Genomic DNA, 22,157 nt, shown 5'->3' on the forward strand with positions numbered 1-22,157 from the left:
CAATTAAATTAGGAAACTAATAGTGTGGTGGATATTCAATTTCCCAATACTGTATAGTCCTTATATGGTTTTTCAATTTCCCGCCCAATTCGGGGGGTAAAAGCAAATTGCATAAGATTTAAAAATATTAGTTCTTTTTGCTCAGGCTATTTGCTGAACAGGAAAATAAGATTTTAAGAAAAACTGGAGATTAAAAACGATAGGAATATTATAGAATTATATTTTATAATAGTCTTTGTACCATTCCACAAATTTTTTCACCCCTTCTTTGATGCTAGTGTTCGGACTGTAATCATAGTCTTCTATTAAATCTTCGACATTGGCCCAAGTTCTTTCAACATCGCCGGGTTGCATGGGTAAAAACTCTTTTTTTGCCTTTCGGTCTAGATTTTGTTCGATAGCCTCTATAAAATCCATGAGCTTGACGGCATTGTTGTTTCCAATGTTATAAACTTCATATAATTTTCTATCTGCCGTTGGTTTAATTAGAATTCTTGTGATACCCTCTACAATGTCATCGATAAAGGTAAAATCCCTTTCCATTTTTCCATGATTGAAAACCTTGATCGGGCGATCATTGACTATGGCATCCGTAAAAAGGAATAGGGCCATATCTGGCCGACCCCAAGGCCCGTAGACCGTAAAAAAGCGCAGACCTGTAGTGGGTATGTTGAAAAGATGGCTGTATGTATGGGCCATAAGTTCATTACTTTTTTTACTGGCCGCATATAAACTAATAGGATGGTCAACATTATCGGTCGTTGAAAATGGAATTTTTTCGTTCAAACCATACACACTTGAACTGCTGGCATAGACTAAGTGTTCGATTTTGTTGTGACGACAACACTCCAAGAGGTTAAGAAAACCGACAATATTACTGTCGATATACGATTCAGGATTTTCTAAACTGTAGCGTACACCTGCCTGGGCAGCTAAATTGCAAACAGTATCAATGCCTTCTTCGGCAAAGAGCGTGGGAAGCGCTTCTCGATCCTCAAGATTCAATCTGATGAAACTAAAAGAATCATCGTGAAGTGAGCCCTTACAGATTTTACCGAAAACTTCTGCCTCGGATCGTGATATCCCAAGCTGTTTTAGACGATTGAACTTAAGGTCAATATCATAATAGTCGTTCAAATTATCCAAGCCTAGAACGACATGACCCTTTTTTAAAAGGGATTCACAAAGATGGTATCCGATAAAACCGGCGGCACCGGTAACCAATATTTTCATGATTGACCTATTTTATAATATTGAAAACCCTTTTGTTCCATTTCATCTTTAAACAAAAGTCTTCGTCCATCAAAAACGAAAGCGGGTTTTAACATTTTGTCATAGATCTCTGACCAATCATAGGTTTTAAATTCCTCCCATTCGGTCAATATGGCTATAGCATGGGCATCTTTTGTAGCTTCTATAGGGTTCGTAGCTATTTTCAGAAGTTTTCTATTTTCTTCTGGAGATCGGGTGCCTAAATAATCCAAATCGGCATAGATTGTTTTTTCTGTAACTTTCGGATCATATACTATGATTTCAGCTTTTTCTTCCAGTAACGCATCGGCTACATAAATTGCGGCTGATTCACGAGTATCATTTGTGTCTTTTTTGAACGCCCATCCATAAAAAATTATTTTTTTGCCTGACACGGTGTTATATAAAGTAGAGACGATTTTTTCTGCAAACCGTCTTTTTTGGTAGTCGTTCATTATGATTACCTGCTCCCAATAATCGCCAACTTCTTGAAGGCCAAAACTTCTAGAGATATAAACTAAATTGAGAATATCTTTTTGAAAGCATGAACCTCCGAATCCGACAGAGGCATTCAAGAATTTCGGTCCTATCCTGCTATCTGTACCTATTGCCCGTGATACTTCGGAAATGTTGGCATCCGTACGCTCACAAAGTGCTGAAATGGCATTAATTGATGATACCCTTTGTGCTAAAAAAGCGTTTGCAACAAGTTTAGAAAGTTCTGAAGACCATACATTGGTCTGTAGAATTCGTTCTTTAGGTAACCAGTGCTCATAAATAGAGCTTAATATATCTTTTGCTTCTTTTCCAGAAGGGGTTTCGTCTCCACCGATCAATACACGATCAGCTTCTAGAAGATCTTCAACGGCCGTACCCTCGGCTAAAAACTCAGGATTTGATAGAATTTCAAAGTTAACCCCATTTCCAGTGTTCTGTAGAATACTCTTAATGGCGCTAGCGGTTCGAACAGGTAAAGTAGACTTTTCGACCACAATCTTATCGGTTTTGGCCACCTTAGCGATGTTTCTGGCACATAGCTCGACATATTTAAGGTCAGCTGCCTGACCTTTACCCTTTCCATAAGTTTTAGTAGGTGTATTCACCGAAATGAATATAATTTCCGCTTCGTCTATTGCCTTGTCGACTTCAGTGGAGAAAAATAGGTTTTTGCCCCTATTACTAGCCACTATTTCCTTAAGGCCAGGCTCGTAAACTGGTAATTTATCTAGATCTTCATCGTTCCAACGATCTATACGCTCTTGGTTTATATCTACCACCGTTACGGTGATTTCTGGACATTGGTTTGCAATAACCGACATAGTCGGGCCACCAACATAACCAGCGCCTATACAACAAATCTTGTTTACTTTTTTCATTGATTATTCTATTTAATGCGGTGCAAAGATTATTAAATAACTTAATAATCCCTTAAATATTATCGACAAAATGAGTTATTTAAGGTTTAGTTGTACGCTAATGGACTGATTATATGATGTCATTGATATCCTTGAAATTTATGCTGCGGTAGATTTCACAGGCTTGTTCCACGGTAATTTTATCTAAGAAGTAGGTAGATAGAAGATTTTAGCGAAACGTTGGGGATATTTGTTGTTATTGTTTTTATCTTCGTTTAATGAAAAATACTTACTAGTCTTGAAAAGAATACTTATTACCGGTGCAGCGGGATTTTTAGGTTCACATCTTTGTGATAGGTTTGTAGAGGAGGGATATCATGTTATAGGCATGGATAACTTGATAACCGGTGACTTGAAGAATATTGAGCATTTATTCAAGCTGGCTAATTTTGAATTTTATAACCACGATGTTACAAAATTCGTTAGTGTCCCAAATGAATTGGATTTTATATTACATTTTGCCTCTCCGGCAAGTCCTATTGATTATTTAAAGATTCCAATCCAAACTTTAAAAGTAGGCGCACTGGGAACTCATAACCTGTTAGGATTGGCAAAAGTGAAAAAGGCCAGGATTTTGATTGCTTCCACTTCTGAGGTGTACGGTGACCCGCTCGTGCATCCCCAAACCGAAGAATATTATGGTAATGTTAATACCATAGGGCCACGCGGGGTTTATGATGAGGCGAAAAGGTTTATGGAATCGATTACCATGGCTTATCATCGTTTTCATAAATTAGAGACACGAATTGTTAGAATTTTCAACACCTATGGGCCTAGAATGCGATTGAACGATGGAAGGGTTATTCCTGCTTTTATAGGGCAGGCACTTCGCGGAGAAAGCCTGACTGTTTTCGGTGATGGTCTTCAAACACGTTCGTTTTGCTATGTTGACGATCAGATTGAGGGTATCTTTAGATTGTTGCACAGTGATTATTCCCTTCCTATTAATATTGGCAACCCGCACGAGATTACTATTAGGGATTTTGCGGAAGAAATTGTTAAACTCACGGGAACTGATCAAAAAATCGTGTACAAGGCACTACCTAAAGACGATCCGCTTCAGCGTCAACCCGATATTTCAAAGGCAAAGGAGATTTTGGGTTGGGAGCCGAAAGTTACTCGTCAAGAAGGTATGAAAAAGACCTATGATTATTTCAAATCCCTTCCTAAAGAAGAGTTGTACAAAAACGAGCATAAAGATTTTACCGAATACAACAAACAGTAGCAGAAAGAATTATTAGCTTGAATAACTTTAACGTAGGTAGCGACTATAATATCCTAATTTAGAAACGTTCAGAGATCTCCTTATTTTGAAATTTAGGTGAAAACCCCACCTTCTATTTAGGCACAATTCCTTTCCCAGGCCTTCTTAAATAAGCTAAATATGGCAATACCTCAAATTTTATCGTAAATATGATTAAATACTTTTTTGAAGGGATTCAATAACAAATTGTTGCTATTAACCGATTTTTTTAACGCATTCGACAAAATATCTAATGGGTTATGATTATATAGGTTAGTTTTACGGGCTGAAATTATGGTGATTGTTTTCTTTTTTTAAAATTGAATTTTGATTACCTTAATTGATTATGTTGTAATTAGTTTAGTCCCCAAACGATTGAATAAAAACCAGTAGCTATTGAAAACTATTGTTAGTGATAAAATATGGCTTTCATCACCCCACATGGGTGGTGCTGAACAGAGATTTGTACAAGAAGCGTTTGACACTAATTGGGTAGCTCCATTGGGGCCCAATGTCGATAACTTTGAAAAAGCCCTTGCCGAGTATACCGGACAAGGTGTACATGTGGCCGCTCTAAGTTCCGGAACCGCGGCATTACATCTGGCTCTTATTTTGTTAGGTGTTACTACTGGGGATGAGGTGTTATGTCAAAGTTTCACTTTTTCTGCCTCCGCCAATCCTATTGTATATCTTGGAGCAACGCCTATATTCATTGATAGTGAAAGAGATACCTGGAATATTTCGCCCGATTTACTCGAAAAAGCTATTTTAGATAGAATGGCCAATGGCAAGAAGCCCAAGGCCATTGTAGCGGTGCATCTTTACGGTATGCCATATAATGTTCAAGAAGTCTCTAAAGTGGCAAAAGCTTATGGTATACCCGTAGTAGAGGACAGTGCTGAAGCATTGGGAAGTTCCATCGGCGGACAAAGGTGTGGTAGTTTTGGGGATATTGGTATTTTTTCATTCAATGGCAACAAAATTATAACTACCTCTGGTGGCGGTGCGCTTATATCCAAAAATCAAGAGGTGAAGGAAAAGGCAGTATTCTTGGCTACTCAAGCGAGAGATGATGCACCACATTATCAACACTCTTCGATAGGGTATAATTACCGTATGAGCAATATTGTTGCTGGTATCGGCCGTGGCCAAATGGAGGTTCTTCAAAACCATGTCGCTGCGCGAAGATCCAATTATGATTATTATAAGGAAAAACTTAGTAGTTCCTCGGAAATGATCTTTCTTGAAGAACCTGACGGATATTTTTGCAATCGATGGCTTACATGTATTCTGACACCTTCTTTTGAAGCAAGGGAGAGTATAAGATTAGCGCTCCTAGAGGAGAATATCGAATCGAGGCCCTTATGGAAACCAATGCATCTGCAACCTGTGTTTATGGGCTTTCCCAGTTTTGAGAATGGTGTTTCAGAAGATTTGTTCGATCGTGGGCTTTGTTTGCCTAGTGGTTCTAACCTTGCAAAGAGTGATCTAGAAAAAATTACTAACATTATTAATACCAAAATATAAACCAATGTTAAAAGACTATTTAGTTAGCAATGCCCATAGATATGCTTCTAAGTGGCTCGTATTATTGATAGATGTGTGTATGATAACCTTTTCGTTTGTGTTATCTTATATTATACGGTTTAATCTTACATTGAATTTCGATATCGATAAGCTTTTGGTACAGTTACCAATAATTGCATTAATATCGATGGCGGCATTGGTGTTGACGGGTGCACATAAGGGCGTCGTTCGGCATACAGGTGTTAGGGATGTCTACAACATTTTCAATGCCATATGTTTGTCCAGTATTTTGCTGATCTCGATCGTTCTTTTGAACCGTGAACTGGGTATTCTTGAAAACTTTACCGTTCCACTAGGTATTATCATTATTCATAGCCTCTTGAGTTTTGTGGCGCTAACGGCCTCTCGTTATGTATTCAAATCGCTGTTCAATAACTTTATGGCGCGTGATTTTAAAGCCAATAAGAATGTTTTGATCTACGGTGCGGGAGAATCCGGTATTCTGACGCAGAACGCACTAGTCAATCACACCAAAAGCAGAGTGAGGGTCGTAGGCTATGTTGATGAGGATACCAAGAAAGTAGGTAAGCACATCAACGGTGTTCAGGTGTTCCATAAAGATGTATTGCAACGGGAGTTTTTTATTAAGAACAACATTTCGGAAGTCATATTTTCGATTCAAAATATTACTCCAAAAAACCTTAAGAAACTGGTAGAGGGGCTCGTCGATTTTCCTGTTCAGGTAAAAATAGTTCCTCCTGTAGAACAATGGATTAACGGTGAGTTAAAGGTCTCTCAAATCAAACAGGTTCAGATAGAAGATTTACTAGACCGTGTCCCGATCAATATTAAGAACAATAAAATATCTGAAGAGGTAAAGAATAAGGTCATTTTAGTAACCGGGGGTGCCGGCTCTATTGGAAGTGAGATTGTACGCCAGCTCTGTACTTATGATTATAAGTCATTGATTATTATAGACCAATCTGAATCTGCGCTATATGACTTGCAGCAAGAGCTGAAGCAAAATGGATATCACAATTTCATGCCTATTGTAGGTGACGTACGCGATAAGAATCGACTGAACAACCTTTTTCAAGAATACAAACCTAATATTGTATTTCACGCTGCTGCCTATAAGCATGTACCCTTAATGGAATATAATGCTTATGAAGCCATCAAAATAAATGTGGCCGGAACCAAAGTCGTAGCTGACCTCTCCCTAGGTCATAAGGTGGACAAATTTATATTTATTTCCACTGACAAAGCGGTGAACCCTACCAATGTAATGGGGGCTACCAAACGTATCGCTGAAATGTATGTCAGCTGTATGCAACAAAAAGGAACAACAAAATTCATTACTACCCGTTTTGGTAATGTTCTCGGATCGAACGGTTCAGTAATTCCTTTGTTTAAGAAACAAATTGAAAAAGGTGGACCCCTAACAGTCACCCATGAAGAAGTTACACGATTTTTCATGACCATTCCTGAAGCATCCCAACTTGTTTTAGAAGCGGGTGCCATGGGTGACGGAGGTGAAATTTTTATTTTCGATATGGGCGAATCGGTAAAGATTTACGATTTGGCCAAAAACATGATAAAATTGTCTGGCCTTCGATATCCTGAGGATATCAACATAAAAATTACAGGATTAAGACCTGGAGAGAAATTATATGAAGAGTTGTTGGCAAATGGCGAAAATACATTGCCCACGTACCATAAGAAGATAATGATCAGCAAAACTAGAGAACTCGATTATACATTGGTACGGTCTAAAATTGATGAGCTATGTGTTTCGAATATGTTCTTTAATGGAGGTACCGTCAGTTTAATGAAAGAAATAGTTCCAGAGTTCATTTCCAATAATTCCGAACTTTGTTTGTTGGACAAAAAGAAAAAAGGAAGTAGTAAGAAACCCACATTGAAAAAGGTGCTTTAATCCTTTTTTGTATCATTGCACTTAAATTCTATCCTATGTTAAGAAAGATATCATTTTATAATAGCATTATACCTCTATGTATCTTGGCCGCCTTGATGCTGTCTTCGTGTGCCACACGCCAAGAAGTCGTTTATTTTCAGAATACAGGTAATTTTGAAACTTTGGTAAGCAAGAATAGCTTTACTCCCAAATTCAAAGTTGATGATTTGGTGAGTATACACGTATCAACCTTAGATCCTGAAACTAGTGCTCCTTTTAACTTGTACCGAGGTGCCTCGGAAGGTGGTATCAGACCGGAACAAGTAGACTATTTAATCGATAAAGATGGAGAAATTGATTTCCCGGTAATCGGTAAAATAAAAATTGCCGGACTGTCAAGTGAGGAAGTCCGCGTGTTGTTGCGGGAAAAGCTTTCCGAGTATTTAAAAGACCCCATCATCAACATTCGCCTGCGTAATTTTAGTGTTACGGTTCTTGGTCAAGTAAACAGACCGGGTACTTACTCGGTAAACGGCGAACGCATTACCATTTTGGAGGCATTGGGCCTTGCAGGAGATCTCACCATAAGGGGTATTAGGGAAAATGTTTTGGTGATACGGGATTTTGATGGTACCAAGGTTAATACACGAATCGATTTAACGACCAAAGAAGCACTGAGCTCTCCAGTTTATTACCTTACCCAAAATGATGTAGTCTACGTAGAGCCCAACAATTCGGCCATCAAGACTTCAACGTTAGACAATAGAGCTTCTATTTACGTCTCGATAGCCTCGTTACTCATTACTTCCACGGTATTGCTTATTACACGATTGTAGTAACAATAGGCATAAAGCGAGGGTTTTCTAAAAATATGACATTACTATGAGTCTTAGTACAGAAGATACAAGTTCCCAGAAGAGTACAGATCTCAAAGAAATCATAAACGCATATACCGTTCATTGGAAATGGTTTATTCTCACCTTATTGGCGACCATGGCCTGTGCTTTTGTGTATTTGAGATATTCGACTCCACAATATGCAGCCACGGCGCAAATACAGATTTTAGAGGATAAAACGGCAGGTTCGGAACTCGACGTTTTTCAAGATCTAAACCTGTTTCAAGGAGGGGAAAATAGAGTAGAAGACGAAATTCAACTTATAAACTCCCGATCTAATTTTATTGAGGTGGTCAAAGAATTGGGCTTGAACACCAAAATCATGGTTCAGGGAAATATTATTGAATCTGAATTATATTCGAATCCACCTATTAATCTAAATTTTATTGCAGCGGATTCGGTGTTGAATAAAGCTTCTTTTGAATGCTTCATTACCATTTCTTCATCAACGACTTTTGGTTATACCGAACAGGAAGACCAGCCCGTAAAAATATATGCGTTTGGTAAAAATATCCCTACAGCTATAGGTGACATTGTAATCACCCCGAATATTGGGTCTTTCGAGAATTATAAGGATAAAAAACTACGAATTTCCGTCACGCCCATTGATTTAATGGCGCAGGCATACAGGGCGAAGCTTATGGTTACGAACGCCGGTGAGTATTCGAATATTGTGAACTTGCGGCTGGAGGATCCTATTAAGCAAAAGGCTATACATATTCTCAATGCATTGATCCAAACCTATAACGAGAATGCTATCAGGGATAAACAAATCATTGCAGATCGGACCGCCAATTTTATCGATGAACGAATTGCTGATATTTCCTCTAGTTTATCTTCTGTCGACCAGTCGGCAGAAAATTTTAAGACGGAAACAGGGGTTTCTGATATTGCAGCCGAGGCAAACGTAAACCTCAATGTGGGCGTTGCCAATCAACAAGAATTAGCCAATGCCAGAAACCAGTTGAATGTGGCTGCTTCTATACAGCAATTGGTTCAAGAACAAGATACTTACGAAACCTTGCCTCCTAACCTCTTGGCAGATGCAGGAATTGCAAGCACAATCGATAGATATAATCAACTGGTGCTGGAAAGAAACAAGTTGCTTAAAAGTTCAAATGAGAAAAACCCGGTCATTGTAAACCTGAATGAGCGCATTGATGGATTGCGGAGCAGTTTACAGGCCAGCGTTAATAGTACGGTCAACAATTTAGGAATGACCGTTAACTCGTTAAGCAGTCAACAAGCTCGATTTAACTCAAAAGTATATTCCGCCCCGGCCAAAGAAAGAGCTTTGCGCGATATTACCAGACAACAACAGACCACAGAGTCATTGTATTTATATTTATTGCAGAAGCGTGAGGAAGCACAGATTACCGCAGCTTCAAGTTCTCCGAAATCAAAAATTGTCGATAGGGCATATGCAGCAAGTATGCTTCCCGTGTCACCCAAAAGATCTCTCGTTTATTTGGCGGCTTTTATCTTGGGCCTTGTAATACCCTTTTCTGTAATCTATGCCAAAGATTTGTTGGACAACAAAATCCACAATATGCACTCGCTTGAAAAATGGGTCAAAAATGTGCCTATTCTTGGTGAATTACCAAGGCTATCCAAAAAGGAGGAAAAATTGGTGGTCAAGGAAGATCGTTCAATATTGGCAGAATCGCTTCGCATTATCAGAACGAATTTAGATTATTTGATAAAAACGAAACAGAACCAATCCAATAAAGGAAATGTTGTATTTGTAACTTCTAGTGTGCCGGGGGAAGGAAAGACTTTTCTATCTACCAATTTATCGATGATATTATCGAGTACAAATAAAAAAGTTTTGCTTCTCGGAGCTGATATTAGAAACCCCAAACTGTATTCTTTTTTTACCGGTAAGGATATAGATAAAATGTCAAGGCCGACACGAAACAAAGATGCGGGACTTACCGAATATCTTTATGACAGTACTTTAGAAATTAAAGATATTATCAACCCCATGTTGGTTCATCACAATACTATCGATGTTATTTATTCAGGAAGGATTCCACCGAACCCTGCAGAATTATTGATGGGAGATCGAATGAAGGAGCTCTTTGGAGTGGTCGCGCAAAATTATGATTACGTAATTGTAGATACCGCTCCGCTAATGGTAGTGACCGATACCCTTTTAATCAGCGAATATGCAGACCTTCTAATTTATGTAACAAGGGCAGGAGTTACAGAAGTTCGTGCAGTAGAATATCCCATTAAACTCAAAGAAGAAGGAAAAATTAAGGGACTTTCTTTTGTGGTTAACGATGTAGATGCTGCAAAGCTTGGATATGGAGGTAAATATGGCTATGGCTATGGCAAAGTTCAAAAAAAATGGTGGAAATTCTGAATTAATTTGATTTTCGTCTTAAATGATAGAACATTAAATGCCGCTAAATGCGGCATTTTTATTTTTGAATGGTTCGCGAGGTTTGAGGTTCAATAAAATGTTTCGATGGTATTGTTTATAATAGGAAAGAGTCTTTCTATATTTTTTTTGGAAACCGTTATTTTTTTGAGGGCATTGATTTGAACCATATTGTGGATGTCAGATGCTAAAAAATCGATCAAGTCCTCATCTAAAAGTTCATTCAAAAGCCGATGGACTTCTTTTCCATAATAATCACCCAGCGAGAGTAGGTTCATTTGAAAGTAAATACCGTTTTTTTTATATTCCCTATATTTTTGTAAACGACTGCGAAGAAAACTATAACGCTCAGGATGGGCGAGTATAGGGTAATAATTATTAGAAACAGTTTTGATAATGGCCTCTTCAAAATTGATCGGAGGTTGTAAATACGACATTTCTACCAGTAAATAATCGTTTTTCATTGGCATGACCTTCCCACTATCCAAAAGTGTTTCAAAATTGTCGTCGATCATATGTTCGGCCGAAGCCTCTATCGAGATGTGCTTTAAGTTTTCAGCCAATAAGGCATTCTTAAGGTTATCTAAAGCAGCGTAAATAGATTGGGCATTGTTGGGATAATAGTTGTGCATAATATGTGGTGTGGCCACAAAATGCTCTACCCCAAATTCAGAGAACGACTTGATCATGGCGATGGAGTCCGCTACTGTTTTTGCCCCATCATCGATTCCAGGAAGGATGTGATTGTGAATGTCAATAAACCCTTCAAGATGATCGATTAAAAATACTTTTTTTCTAAAAAAGGAAAACATGCAAATGGTTTATAGTCCAAATAGTATTAAAAGCGGTGGTCATATCCAGAACCACTTTATTATCTCAAAGATATAACGTATAATGAAGTCCTTTATGATTCTTTTCAACTATTCTGACCTTTATGTTGCTCATTGAGATGACTTGGATTATAGCCTCCTTAAAATTTATTGGTCGCAAAAAAAAGGCGGCGAGTTAGAACTCGCCGCCTTTTTTGATATTCTTGCATCAATGGAACCCCATGGTTAAAAGGTAACACTTACTTTGCCTCTTAAATAAAATGGTGCACCAGGGGTAAAGTGAATTTCCTCAAAAGAACTGGCTTCATTGAACAGCCTACTTTCGGTAGCGAATTGGGTTTCATTCCACTCCGTATCGAACAAATTCTCTACAATAAGACCCAAAGTCCAGTTTTTAATGGAATAATTGAGATTAAAATCAGTGACAAAATAACCCTCTGCAATAATGGAGTTATCTTCATTGGCGGGACGATCTTTAATGTACCTATAATTGATTCCACCGGAAAAATTATGGACATCCCTAAAAAATAGCCCAGCGGAAGAGGTAAGATCGGGAGCTAAAGGAATGTAATCGGCACCTTCGGGCTCTTCCGTACTTCTGGCATACGTATAATTTATGTCGCCATTCATGTATAACCAATCATTGATTTGGTAGCGCAACCCAAAATCAACACCCAACCGTCTGGTTTTTCCACTTGGTTCGACTATTGCGGCGTCTCCAACATACACAAACTCCTGTTCAAGAAAAAGAGCCCATAAAGCGGCATTGATCACAAGCCTATCAATAGGCTTGACAATGGTTCCAAAATCGGCTCCGTAGGCAGCGGGCAGAATTTGCTCCCCGCTATTGGCGACTACCACCCTTGTATCGTTGGAGTGGAAGCCTATGCCCGATTTGGCAAACAATTGTACATTTTGTGAAGCCGCGTAAAGGACATTCAATTTTGGGCCTAAAAATAGTTTGGTCTCACTTTTATTATCATAGGTTTCCGTCAGTAAGTTTTCATAATCAAATTTGAAATAGTCCAAACGTAAACCTGGGTTGATGGTCCATTTATTTTTCTTGTATGTAATATCAAAATACCCGAATGCATTTAGCTCATCGATATTTCCAAAAGCCAGGCGTTCTAATATCGTCTGTCTATTGAGCGTACGCGAGAGCTGAACCTCGTTCGCATCGTCATATCGAAAACCAAGGCCGCCTTTGTATTTGAGCTGTGAATCATGGTCTCCTACATGTACAGAGTGCTCATAACTCGTCTCAGCTCCAATAATGGTGCGCTCTTCCTTCTGGTGAATTTGATCTCCGTTAACGGGATCCTCAAGAAAAAAAGTGAAATTCGAAAATAGCTCAAAGTCGTATTTCGAGATGTAAGCTTTCGATTGTATTCTAGAATGTTCGTTTAATTGCTGGCTTTGATTTATCAAGAAATTAGAGCGACTTGTATTGCCCCCTTCCGTATCGTCGATAGCTCCGAAACGGCTAATAAGTCCTTGTTCAACAGCCCGTTGTGGTATTTGACCGGATGCATCCCATTTGCTTTGAAAATGGGAAAGGGTCAAGGTTATGTCTTGATCCTTACGATTGTTATAATTATACCTGCCCATAACATTGAGACGGTTGAAATCTTGGGAAGATTCAAAGGGCCCGTCACTCAGCAGCATTTCTGTAGCAACATAGGCATTGCTAAAATCTCCCTCTGTTATTTTTACCATCCCCAAGGTTCGCAGGGTATTGAATTGACCTGCTTCGACAGACACCAAATTTTGTTCGAGTTTTTTCTTGGTTTGAAGATTGATATACCCTGCCGTATTGAAATTTCCAACGTTCGCATAATAGGGCCCCATACCGAAATCAAGATTATCTATAGTTTCGGGAATAATAAAATGCATATCGGAATATCCCTGCCCATGGGCGTGCGATACCATGTTTACCGGAAGGCCATCAACACTTATTGAAATGTCGGTACCGTGATCAATATCGAAACCTCTGAGAAATATTTGTTCGGCCTTACCGCCCCCGGCATGTTGGCCAATAACCAATCCAGGTACTTTTCTCAAAATTTCTTGAGATGATTTTACCGGGTTGGCCTTGACGTCAACATTTACAAAGTTGCTCATGGCATTAACTTTTGATACCAATACCACCTGATCAAGTGATACTGCCGATTCTTCAAGTACGACCTCAATGGTGGCATCTAAATAATCTTCATTAATGGTGATTTGGTAGTTTTTAAAACCTAGACTATAGAAATAGACAATATCTCCGATTGAAATATCGTCTAATTCAAAGTACCCTGAAACATCGGTATAAGTGTAACCTCCCGTGGTCTTGTTATAGACTCCGACCCCTTCGAGGGCTTCCTGGTCTTCAGATAAAACGGTTCCTCTCAGTTCATGGGCAAAAACGTTGCCACTTAAGAGAAGGGTTGCTATTAGTGTAATATATAATTTCATATTGTTTTTTTTGATTAAAGTTCAGCATGACATTTCTCTACTAAAATTTACAGAAGGTCGAATGCATGATTATAAGAGAGATTTCCAAAACCTAGATAGCATGAAGAAATACGCCGCTTTGAAATTGGCTTACAAGATTTTCGTATCTAGGCGACTTTATTTTGAGGAGGTTCTATTAATACCTCGCAATGGCCCATGTTGATTTTTTCAACACGCTGTACAATGGACTTAGTGCGATGTTTTGTGTAGATTTTCTGTTGGAAAGTAAATTGATTTTTGCTGAGGTGCTTGTCGAATTTTATTTCGAAAATCAATGCGTTTTCCGAAGAATCATCCGAATGGTCGGCAGCCTCGAAAATTGAATCTAAAATGTCTACAATACTGTGCCGATGGGCTTCTTGAGCGTAGTCGTGTTCGCGAGCGGAGTGAGTTGCTAGGGATGCCTTACTGTCGGAATGAGACATCACGGAATTTGGCATGGTGAATAAATGCGAAGCTTCGTGAAAAACCGTACTTATTTGATGGTGCAAGGGGTTCGCTAAATAGCAAATGCCAATAACCAATGCCAAAGATTGTATAAGTAATGGCTTCAAGCCTTTTTTTCTACTTTTTTTCATCTATTCTATAGCTACTTACGAAAAAATACCTCTGAAGGTTTTAATTTTCGAGAAGTGCTGTTAAAGTTTTTTCCACATATTGGCCATATTCTGAGATAGTCGGCAATTCAAATATCTTGCTCAAAGGGAAATCTACCTCGATTTCTTCATTAATACGTGCCGTTACCCGTATGGCTGCCAATGAATGCCCGCCCAAAGCAATGAAATTATCGTGTATTCCTATTTTCTTTAATTGCAATACCTCTTTCCAAATATCGGCCAGAAGTAGTTCAATATCATTTCTAGGAGCCTCATATGGGCTGTCTAATGCAAGTTGTTCACTTGTCAGTTCCTTCAATCCAGACTTGTCGATTTTGCCGTTTTTTGTAAGCGGCATATCTTCCAGATGTTTAAAAATCGAGGGTACCATATACAATGGAAGCTTTTGTCCGAGAAAGGCCTGTAATTCTGATATGGAGGCATCTTGATTACCCGTGTAGTAAGCTACCAATTGATCATTTTTTTCCCAGTCCTTTTCGGTTTTATCGTATCCGATTTCTTTCATGATGCGCTTTACCTCGACTTCATCGATAACCTCATTGATCTCTTCCAGACTTTCATTTCTGGTTTTATGACCGAGCCTAACATCCCAACTATAAGGAAAAGAATAATTGCTGTACCCCATTTCCTTTTTGTGGACGTAAATGCCAACCTGATTGATCAAACAGTTTGTCGAGCGACCGGTATCCGTAGGTCTGACCCATCCGACTTTTTCACGTAAGTATTCAAGCATTTCCTCAAGACTAACATCGCAGTACCTATAAAAATCTACATAGGCCACCTTTTCGAATACGGTTTCTTCCTGAAAGATAGAAACATCGAGAAGTTCTTTTACCGCATCGGACTCTTGGTGATAAAGTTTTCGCGCTTCTAATATGGTATCGTCTATTTTTTGAATGTCTATTTGATCATCCCAAAATAATTCTTCGGTCAATCTGGTTTCAAAAAATTGACCTCGGGAGAGTCCGGTAACGATAAAAGGAATCTTTTTTTCAAGTGCTATTTGGGTACTTAAAGTGTATATCGTTTTAAAACATCCATCGCAGACATTATGGTGTCGATGGAGGCTGTCAACGAATATCTCATTCATGTGGGGTGTTTCGCCATACACGTGGTCTACCCCTAACTTTCGTACTATATTATCGATGTTCGCCTTGGCTTGGTCGGAAATGTATCCATTGTCCATGGTAAAGGCCAGTACCTTAAGTCCCATATTGACCAATCGGGCCAGCACATAAGTACTGTCTTTGCCGCCGCTCAATAGGGAAATACAATCGTAATTTGGATTCTTTCCTCTTTGTGAGGTGAGCAGCCGTACCATTTCCTCTTCTTTCTTGAAATAGCGTTCGGCTTTCTCTTTATAATTATCAAAGGCGTTGCACAGATGGCATACTCCTTTCTCGTCAAAGTCGGTATTCGGGTAGTTTGATGGAAGCCCGCATTTTACGCAATTAACCACTTCTTCCTCAGGAATTGTCTTTTCGTTTTCAACTAAAACAACCGCACAATTTTCGATGTCATCGTGATGCATCAAATTAGATTCAATATCCGAGAGTTCAATACGATGGCCACGAAGTTTGACCTGATCATCGGTTCTACCGAGGTACTCGTACTCATATTCGGAGTTCAGTCTTGCCAAATCACCGGTACGATACATTTTTGTGCCTTTAGAATGTGGGTTTTCCACAAACTTTTCCGAGGTCATTTGCGGAGCATTGACATATCCTTCTGCTAGCCCGATACCCGTTAGATATAGTTCGCCCACAACACCTTTGGGTACGGCATTCAAGTAACTGTCAAGTATAAGAGCATTCATATTGGCTATTGGTTTGCCAATAGGCACCGATGTATCTCTATGTCGGTCCGGCTTGAACTCACCCACGATGCATCCCACTGTTGCTTCTGTAGGACCATATTCATTAAATATTTTAAGACCTGGGGGCATTGAAGAACTTATCGACTTTGCCAATTGAACCTTAAAATCCTCTCCGCCGACGATCAGTGTCCTGCATCGTGATTGCATGGCATCGTTTTTCTTAAATAAGGCCAAGTGGGAGGGTGTAAGTTTAATGGTATTGACTTGATTGTCTTGAATGACGTCAAGGAAACTCAAATCAGCTCCTGTCCCTTGTTCCCTAAAGATTTTTATCCGTCCTCCTCCTAATAATGGCAGAAGGGTAGATGTAATGGTCAGGTCGAAGCCAATAGACGTGAACAAAGGAAAAATAGATTCTTTGTTTATATTATAAGCCTCTTTAGCCCATAAAAGATAGTTTGTCAGCGAATTCTGTGAAATCAGCACTCCTTTGGGGTTTCCTGTACTCCCAGAGGTGTACAACACATAGGCAAGATCTTGACCTTGAGTGTAAATTTCAAGATTTGAAGTTGTTTCCTTTTGAATATGTCCACGTTCTTTTTCAATATCCAAAAGGTTGATTTGCCATTCGCCTCGTTTTTTCAACTCGCTATCCGTAATCACCAGGTCACACTCAGAATTGGAAAGGATATACGCTATACGGTCTTTGGGCTGTTCCGAGGGTATGGGAATAAAACCAGCCCCAGTTTTAAGTACGGCCAGAAGACTGGTGATGTAGTCTGTGCTTCGAAATAAGTACAGGGCTACTTTTTTATTGGTGCCGATCTCTTTCTTCTGTAAAAATCGGGCGAGACTGTTGGCTTTTTTATTCAATTCCGCATAAGTCATGATTCGGCCTTGATCTTCTAAAGCAATTGCGTTCGGTGCCGACTCCACCATTTTTTCAAAGCACTCGATTACTGAAATAGAAGGTACTTCAAAAGATTCATCTATATGATAGAGTGCTTTTTTCTCCTCAGAACTGATTAGCGTTGGCTTTGCGATTTCGGTGTCCATGCCATGAAGCATGGCATCCATCAAATTCAGAAAATGGGTTGGCACCCTTTCTCTCGTCTCGGAATCGAATGTCGCATGGTTTACGTCGAGCACAATTTTAATTTCTTCTTCACTTGGAGTTTCAAGGATATGGCATCGTAATTGGTGGTTACTATCAATATGCCCAGTGTGGATCCATTCAGAAGTTGTTGGTAAACCGTTGAAGTTGTCAAACCCGGTGTGGATGTAATTCAGCACAACATTGAAGCTGCCACTTATTTCTTCAGTGACCGTATCTACAAGGGCGTGTTTGAGATTTTGACTGTTCTCTACTTTAACACGTTGCAAAACTGATTTGAAGCTATCACTATCGTCAATTTCAGTGGCCATTGGAAAAATTTCCAAAAAGTAACCGACGGTTTTATGAAATTTTCGGTCGATTCGATTGTGAAGGGGGGCCCCTAAGACTAATTTTTTGCGTCCGCTTGTCCGATACATATAAACAAACAACAGGCTGGAAAGAATGTTGAAAAGTGTAAGATGGGGGGTCCAAGCTTTAACCTCAGGTCGACTCATAAGCGCTCTTAGCTTGCGAGAACGCTCTTCTCCCAACTGAAGCGGAATCCGGGTAGTTTCCGTGACCTGTTTTGCGGGTTGAACCCCATAGAATTCAGGAAGATCGCCGGACTCGGCAATCTTTTCCGACCAATAGTTGGTCTTCGTGCCCTCTGCCGCTTGCGCGTTCAGTTCTTTCGTCACATATTCTAAATATGAGGGGGTTTCATCGATTGTACTATCAGCTTTACTTCCGGTAAATTGACCATATAGTGAAGCCATTCGATCAAAGATAATTTTTCTCGAAACACCGTCCGTTACTAAGTGATGCATGTTGATGTACCAGAGATATTTGTTATCCGATAGTTTAAGAAGCGCACTGTCAAACACCTGTTCTTGTAGGTTCAAGTGTTGTCTACTTCTTTTAAGAAGCCACTTAGTGAGTATTTCATCTTCTTTCCCAGTATTTGAAAAATCGATGACTTCCAAGGTATGGGGCATATGGTCGACAGCAAATTGATACGGAGTTCCACGTTCTTCCTTGAAACGTATGCGTAAAGCGTCAGTAGTATCGATAAGGGACTGAAATGCCTTTTGAAACACTTCCTTATCTATCGCTCCGGAAATGGTATAGGCATAGGCCGTATTATATAATGGGGCATCGGGATTGATTTTCTGACCGACCCAAAGAGCCATTTGACTTGCTGTAAGCTTTAGCATTATAACTTTTTTTTACCTTATGGATTCGAACCTTATTTTTTAGAAAGATATTCCGAAATATGATTAATAGTATCAAAGTTTTCCACCGTCATATCCTCGGGTGCTATTTTAACCTGAAATTCTTTCTCTAGGAAAACCACCAGTTTCATCATCCCTAACGAATCGACTATTCCGCTTCCCAGAAGATCTTCATGAACATCGATGCTATCTAACGGCATAATGGCAATCTCCTCTTTTATGTAGGTTATTATTTTATCGTTCATAGGGCATTGTTTTCTATTTGTCTTACTATTGCGTTTCGATCGATCTTCCCGGAACCGGTACGCGGAAAATCATCTAAAAGTGTAATTTTTTGGGGTATCGAATACGTAGGGAGATGCGCGCTACAGAATAAAATTAGTTCCCTAATATCAATAGTAGCTTTATCTACTGGACGTATGACCGCCTCCAACTCTCGATCTCCACCCTCTTTCGTGGTAACAATAACGGCCACTTCGTTCACCTTTTCGTTCTGCTGCAAAACCGCTTCGATTTCATCAAGTTCGATACGGTAGCCCCTGAGCTTTATTTGCCTATCAATTCGGCCCAAAAACATAAGTTCTTCTTTTCGGTTTTCTCGAACAAGGTCGCCAGTTCTATAATAGATATGGTCATAGCCCGAAACCTGGGAAATCCTGAAAAACGATTTTTCGGTCAAGGCTTTGTTGTTCCAATAGCCGATCATACGCGTGCCTGTTCGAACAACCAGTTCTCCCGGGTCTCCTTTTTTAACTTCTTGGTCTTTCTCATCCAGAATCTTATATTCCGTATTGCCCCAAACCGTACCTAAAGGTATGGGGTCGTCGGTCTGCGGTGGTTCAACTAGGATGTTATAAGTGCATCTTGCTACTTCGGAAGGACCATAGGAGTTAATAAACTTAACGTGGGGCCATTTTTTCATTAAGGTTCGCAGTTGATTTACGGGAAATACTTCTCCACCAAACCGAACATAGCGCAAAGCACTAAAATCTTTATTATCAATATCGCCGTGCATAAGCACCTGCATGAGAATCAGGGGAACTGAAAACCAGAGGGTAATTTTCTCTTTTGCGGCAAGCATCGATAGACTGGCGGGTAATTTCACGTAGGCATCAGGAAAAATGACGGTAGTAGCACCCACTAAGGGGCCGCTAAAATACCCAAAAAGTGACTGATCAAAATGCAATGGGGCAAAATTACCTATGATGTCGAGATGGGTTGAATGATGTAAATCAGCCTCTAACTTCGCCAAACAGACCAGACTTTTATGCGAATGCATAATACCTTTGGGTACTCCTGTAGAACCTGAGGTGTAGAGTATCGATGCGAGATCTTCTTCGACTATTGTAGGTCTTTTGAAGCTCTCCATCGACTTTGTAAATATCGTGTTCCATGAAACCCAATTTTCGTTTTCTTCATCTGAAAGGCCGACTACCTTAAGTAATGGGCTTTCTTTTAAGATTTCCTTTACCTTAGTTTGTTGTGAGACAGTAGTTAGTATAAATTCAATGCCGCAGTCGTTTATAATCAATAGTGATCGATTGGCAGGAAGCAATGGATTAATGGCTACAAAAACGCCCCCGGCCCGTAATATACCATATACGGCTATTGCGGTATCAAGACAGCGATTCATATAAATAGCCACGCGATCTCCCTTCTTCAAACCGCTCTTTATTAAAAAAGCTGCCAGTTGATCGGCTTTCTCATCAAGGACGGCATATGAAAGCGCCTTATCCAAACATTTGAAGGCTTCCTTATCAGGAAAACGTTCAGCGGATTGTTCAAGTATTTGGGATAAATTGTAGATCATTTATTGGGACACTTAGGGCTTCAAAAGCAAGATTCTTTAAGTTTTATTCTAAAGCTATAAAGCAACATTTTTTCAAAAAGTAAAGTTAGATTAAGATTTCTGGCTTTTCAAACATTTGCATGACACCTTACCCATGAATTGTCGGAAATCATCGAAAAAAATGCATGCTTCTTAATAATATTTCAAAAAATGTGGCATATTTATAAAAAAAAGTTCCGCTGGTTAGGTTTTTCTGAAGAGACGAAATTGATATAATCATTACTTATTTTGTTTGGAAATTAATCCGTTTAACAATATATTACAAAAGTTAAACAAAATCAAGGTGCTTATTAAAAATAACTGACTATGAAAAGAGCTCTGGCCCTTACGCTTTTTATGCTTTTTATTCTTTTACCAGTTACGGTCTATGGTCATCGCCCTGACCGAAGCCTTATGTATTTAAGGATATATGAGAATGAAGGAATTGAAGGGCGTTTTGAAATAAATGTAAACGAACTGAATAATTATTTGGGTCTCGATTTAGACCTACACCCAAGCACTGAGGAAGTCAGGGTATATGAAGATAAAATTAGGGCCTACATTCTCGACCACGCCGCGTTTTCATCAGAATACGGGAATCACAACATAATATTTACGGGTGAAATCAGTCATTTGTCTCTTGCTTATGGTGCATTTATTAGGTTTCATTTCAAATTGGACAATGTAGAAAAAGTCCCCGACGAACTACAGATAACGTATTCCGTTTTTCTAGAAGAGAATAACAATCAGACCAACGGTCTGGGAATTGAATACAATTGGAAAGCGGGCCTAATTAATAACGAGAGTATTATGGCCCTTGATTTTACTAAGGGAAATAGCACGAAAATCTTAAAACTTACGGACAAAGGTCTCTGGAGCGGTTTCATGGCTATGGTACGACAAGGGGTGTGGCACATATGGATCGGAATAGATCATATCTTGTTTTTATTGGCTTTGATTCTTCCATCTGTGGTTCGACGCAAAGATGAAGAAGTCGTAGGGGCTGAAGATAACACCAAAAGATCATGGTTCAAAATTTGGTGGGAACCAGTACCTAAGTTTAAACCGGCATTTTGGTATATTCTTAAAGTGGTCACTTTCTTTACTATTGCCCATACTATTACCTTGAGTTTGGCCGCGCTGAACATTGTCAATCTGCCGTCGAGGTGGGTTGAATCCATAATAGCGCTTTCTATTGGACTTGCCGCGTATCACAATATTAGGCCTATTTTTCGTGGCCGGGAGTGGGTAATCGCCTTTGCTTTTGGCCTTTTCCATGGATTCGGATTTGCATCCGTAATGGCCGATCTAGGTTTTAAGGGAGAGTTTCTTACCCTATCATTACTTGGCTTCAATATCGGTGTAGAACTGGGCCAGGTCGTTATAATATTATTGATCTTTCCCATACTTTATTTCATTAGGAAGTCGCAAGCCTATCCTAAAATCTTGGTGTATCTGTCCATATTTTTAATTGTGGTTTCATTGTATTGGTTCGTAGAACGGGTTTTTGAAATAGATATGCCCGTTGATGAATATATTCAACACATCGGTGGAAACATTCTGAGATTTTTTGGATTGCTACCGCCCATACCTGAATATTAACGAATAA

General features: G+C 39.3%; 14 protein-coding genes. 6 read left to right on the forward strand and 8 right to left on the reverse strand.

Going from position 1 to position 22,157, the window contains the following annotated elements; translation table 11 throughout:
* Nucleotides 1–216: 216 nt before the first annotated feature.
* A complete protein-coding gene (locus F2B13_RS01355) occupies nt 217–1,233 on the reverse strand; it encodes an NAD-dependent epimerase (protein ID WP_149277103.1) in 1,017 nt (338 codons plus the stop codon).
* Entirely contained in the window at nt 1,230–2,627 is a 1,398-nt protein-coding gene (locus F2B13_RS01360) for a nucleotide sugar dehydrogenase (RefSeq protein WP_149277104.1), read from the reverse strand. Before F2B13_RS01360 ends, F2B13_RS01355 begins: the two co-directional genes overlap by 4 nt.
* Nucleotides 2,628–2,904: 277 nt before the next feature.
* Here F2B13_RS01360 and F2B13_RS01365 point away from each other — a divergent pair, with 277 nt between their 5' ends.
* The 5 genes from F2B13_RS01365 to F2B13_RS01385 all read left to right on the forward strand — a co-directional run bounded on the left by F2B13_RS01365 (nt 2,905) and on the right by F2B13_RS01385 (nt 10,615).
* Complete coding sequence (locus F2B13_RS01365; RefSeq protein ID WP_149277105.1) at nt 2,905–3,891, forward strand: UDP-glucuronic acid decarboxylase family protein; 987 nt, start codon at nt 2,905–2,907, stop codon at nt 3,889–3,891.
* A 459-nt stretch (nt 3,892–4,350) separates the two neighbouring features.
* Nucleotides 4,351–5,436: a DegT/DnrJ/EryC1/StrS family aminotransferase gene (locus tag F2B13_RS01370; RefSeq protein ID WP_149277170.1), complete on the forward strand. Its 1,086-nt coding sequence runs from the start codon at nt 4,351–4,353 to the stop codon at nt 5,434–5,436.
* A 4-nt stretch (nt 5,437–5,440) separates the two neighbouring features.
* Nucleotides 5,441–7,372 carry a polysaccharide biosynthesis protein gene (locus F2B13_RS01375; protein WP_149277106.1) on the forward strand — a complete coding sequence of 644 codons (1,932 nt, stop codon included), beginning with the start codon at nt 5,441–5,443 and terminating at the stop codon, nt 7,370–7,372.
* A 35-nt stretch (nt 7,373–7,407) separates the two neighbouring features.
* Nucleotides 7,408–8,187, forward strand: coding sequence for a polysaccharide biosynthesis/export family protein (locus tag F2B13_RS01380; protein WP_149277107.1), 780 nt, complete (start codon nt 7,408–7,410; stop codon nt 8,185–8,187).
* Between the two features lie 46 nt (nt 8,188–8,233).
* The gene (locus F2B13_RS01385; protein ID WP_149277108.1) at nt 8,234–10,615 is read left to right on the forward strand and encodes a GumC family protein; all 2,382 of its coding nucleotides are present in this window, start codon (nt 8,234–8,236) and stop codon (nt 10,613–10,615) included.
* Nucleotides 10,616–10,704: 89 nt separating this feature from the next.
* On the opposite strand, the gene F2B13_RS01390 is transcribed toward F2B13_RS01385, so the two are convergent.
* The 6 genes from F2B13_RS01390 to F2B13_RS01415 form a co-directional block, all read right to left on the reverse strand.
* Nucleotides 10,705–11,445: a tyrosine-protein phosphatase gene (locus tag F2B13_RS01390; protein ID WP_149277109.1), complete on the reverse strand. Its 741-nt coding sequence runs from the start codon at nt 11,443–11,445 to the stop codon at nt 10,705–10,707.
* A 243-nt stretch (nt 11,446–11,688) separates the two neighbouring features.
* Entirely contained in the window at nt 11,689–13,920 is a 2,232-nt protein-coding gene (locus F2B13_RS01395; RefSeq protein WP_149302845.1) for a TonB-dependent receptor, read from the reverse strand.
* Nucleotides 13,921–14,066: 146 nt separating this feature from the next.
* Nucleotides 14,067–14,537, reverse strand: coding sequence for a hypothetical protein (locus F2B13_RS01400; protein WP_149277111.1), 471 nt, complete (start codon nt 14,535–14,537; stop codon nt 14,067–14,069).
* A 40-nt stretch (nt 14,538–14,577) separates the two neighbouring features.
* Nucleotides 14,578–18,702 carry a non-ribosomal peptide synthetase gene (locus F2B13_RS01405; protein ID WP_149277112.1) on the reverse strand — a complete coding sequence of 1,375 codons (4,125 nt, stop codon included), beginning with the start codon at nt 18,700–18,702 and terminating at the stop codon, nt 14,578–14,580.
* 32 nt (nt 18,703–18,734) lie between these two features.
* Nucleotides 18,735–18,965, reverse strand: coding sequence for an acyl carrier protein (locus F2B13_RS01410; RefSeq protein WP_149277113.1), 231 nt, complete (start codon nt 18,963–18,965; stop codon nt 18,735–18,737).
* Nucleotides 18,962–20,530 carry an amino acid adenylation domain-containing protein gene (locus F2B13_RS01415; RefSeq protein WP_149277114.1) on the reverse strand — a complete coding sequence of 523 codons (1,569 nt, stop codon included), beginning with the start codon at nt 20,528–20,530 and terminating at the stop codon, nt 18,962–18,964. The genes F2B13_RS01410 and F2B13_RS01415 overlap by 4 nt, the downstream gene beginning before the upstream one ends.
* Nucleotides 20,531–20,875: 345 nt before the next feature.
* Between F2B13_RS01415 and F2B13_RS01420 the strand changes: the two genes are divergently transcribed.
* Nucleotides 20,876–22,150: a HupE/UreJ family protein gene (locus F2B13_RS01420; RefSeq protein WP_149277115.1), complete on the forward strand. Its 1,275-nt coding sequence runs from the start codon at nt 20,876–20,878 to the stop codon at nt 22,148–22,150.
* The last annotated feature ends 7 nt before the right edge of the window (nt 22,151–22,157 follow it).

The sequence above is a fragment of the Pareuzebyella sediminis genome (genome assembly GCF_008367235.1).
In the GTDB taxonomy this organism is placed as follows: Bacteria; Bacteroidota; Bacteroidia; order Flavobacteriales; family Flavobacteriaceae; genus Pareuzebyella; species Pareuzebyella sediminis.

What these genes read in the sequence shown, in the direction of transcription:
- F2B13_RS01355 (WP_149277103.1), bottom strand. Translation starts at nt 1,233, where the DNA reads ATGAAAATATTGGTTACCGGTGCCGCCGGTTTTATCGGATACCATCTT.
- F2B13_RS01360 (WP_149277104.1), bottom strand. Translation starts at nt 2,627, where the DNA reads ATGAAAAAAGTAAACAAGATTTGTTGTATAGGCGCTGGTTATGTTGGT.
- F2B13_RS01370 (WP_149277170.1), top strand. Translation starts at nt 4,351, where the DNA reads ATGGGTGGTGCTGAACAGAGATTTGTACAAGAAGCGTTTGACACTAAT.
- F2B13_RS01375 (WP_149277106.1), top strand. Translation starts at nt 5,441, where the DNA reads ATGTTAAAAGACTATTTAGTTAGCAATGCCCATAGATATGCTTCTAAG.
- F2B13_RS01380 (WP_149277107.1), top strand. Translation starts at nt 7,408, where the DNA reads ATGTTAAGAAAGATATCATTTTATAATAGCATTATACCTCTATGTATC.
- F2B13_RS01385 (WP_149277108.1), top strand. Translation starts at nt 8,234, where the DNA reads ATGAGTCTTAGTACAGAAGATACAAGTTCCCAGAAGAGTACAGATCTC.
- F2B13_RS01390 (WP_149277109.1), bottom strand. Translation starts at nt 11,445, where the DNA reads ATGTTTTCCTTTTTTAGAAAAAAAGTATTTTTAATCGATCATCTTGAA.
- F2B13_RS01395 (WP_149302845.1), bottom strand. Translation starts at nt 13,920, where the DNA reads ATGAAATTATATATTACACTAATAGCAACCCTTCTCTTAAGTGGCAAC.
- F2B13_RS01400 (WP_149277111.1), bottom strand. Translation starts at nt 14,537, where the DNA reads ATGAAAAAAAGTAGAAAAAAAGGCTTGAAGCCATTACTTATACAATCT.
- F2B13_RS01405 (WP_149277112.1), bottom strand. Translation starts at nt 18,702, where the DNA reads ATGCTAAAGCTTACAGCAAGTCAAATGGCTCTTTGGGTCGGTCAGAAA.
- F2B13_RS01410 (WP_149277113.1), bottom strand. Translation starts at nt 18,965, where the DNA reads ATGAACGATAAAATAATAACCTACATAAAAGAGGAGATTGCCATTATG.
- F2B13_RS01415 (WP_149277114.1), bottom strand. Translation starts at nt 20,530, where the DNA reads ATGATCTACAATTTATCCCAAATACTTGAACAATCCGCTGAACGTTTT.
- F2B13_RS01420 (WP_149277115.1), top strand. Translation starts at nt 20,876, where the DNA reads ATGAAAAGAGCTCTGGCCCTTACGCTTTTTATGCTTTTTATTCTTTTA.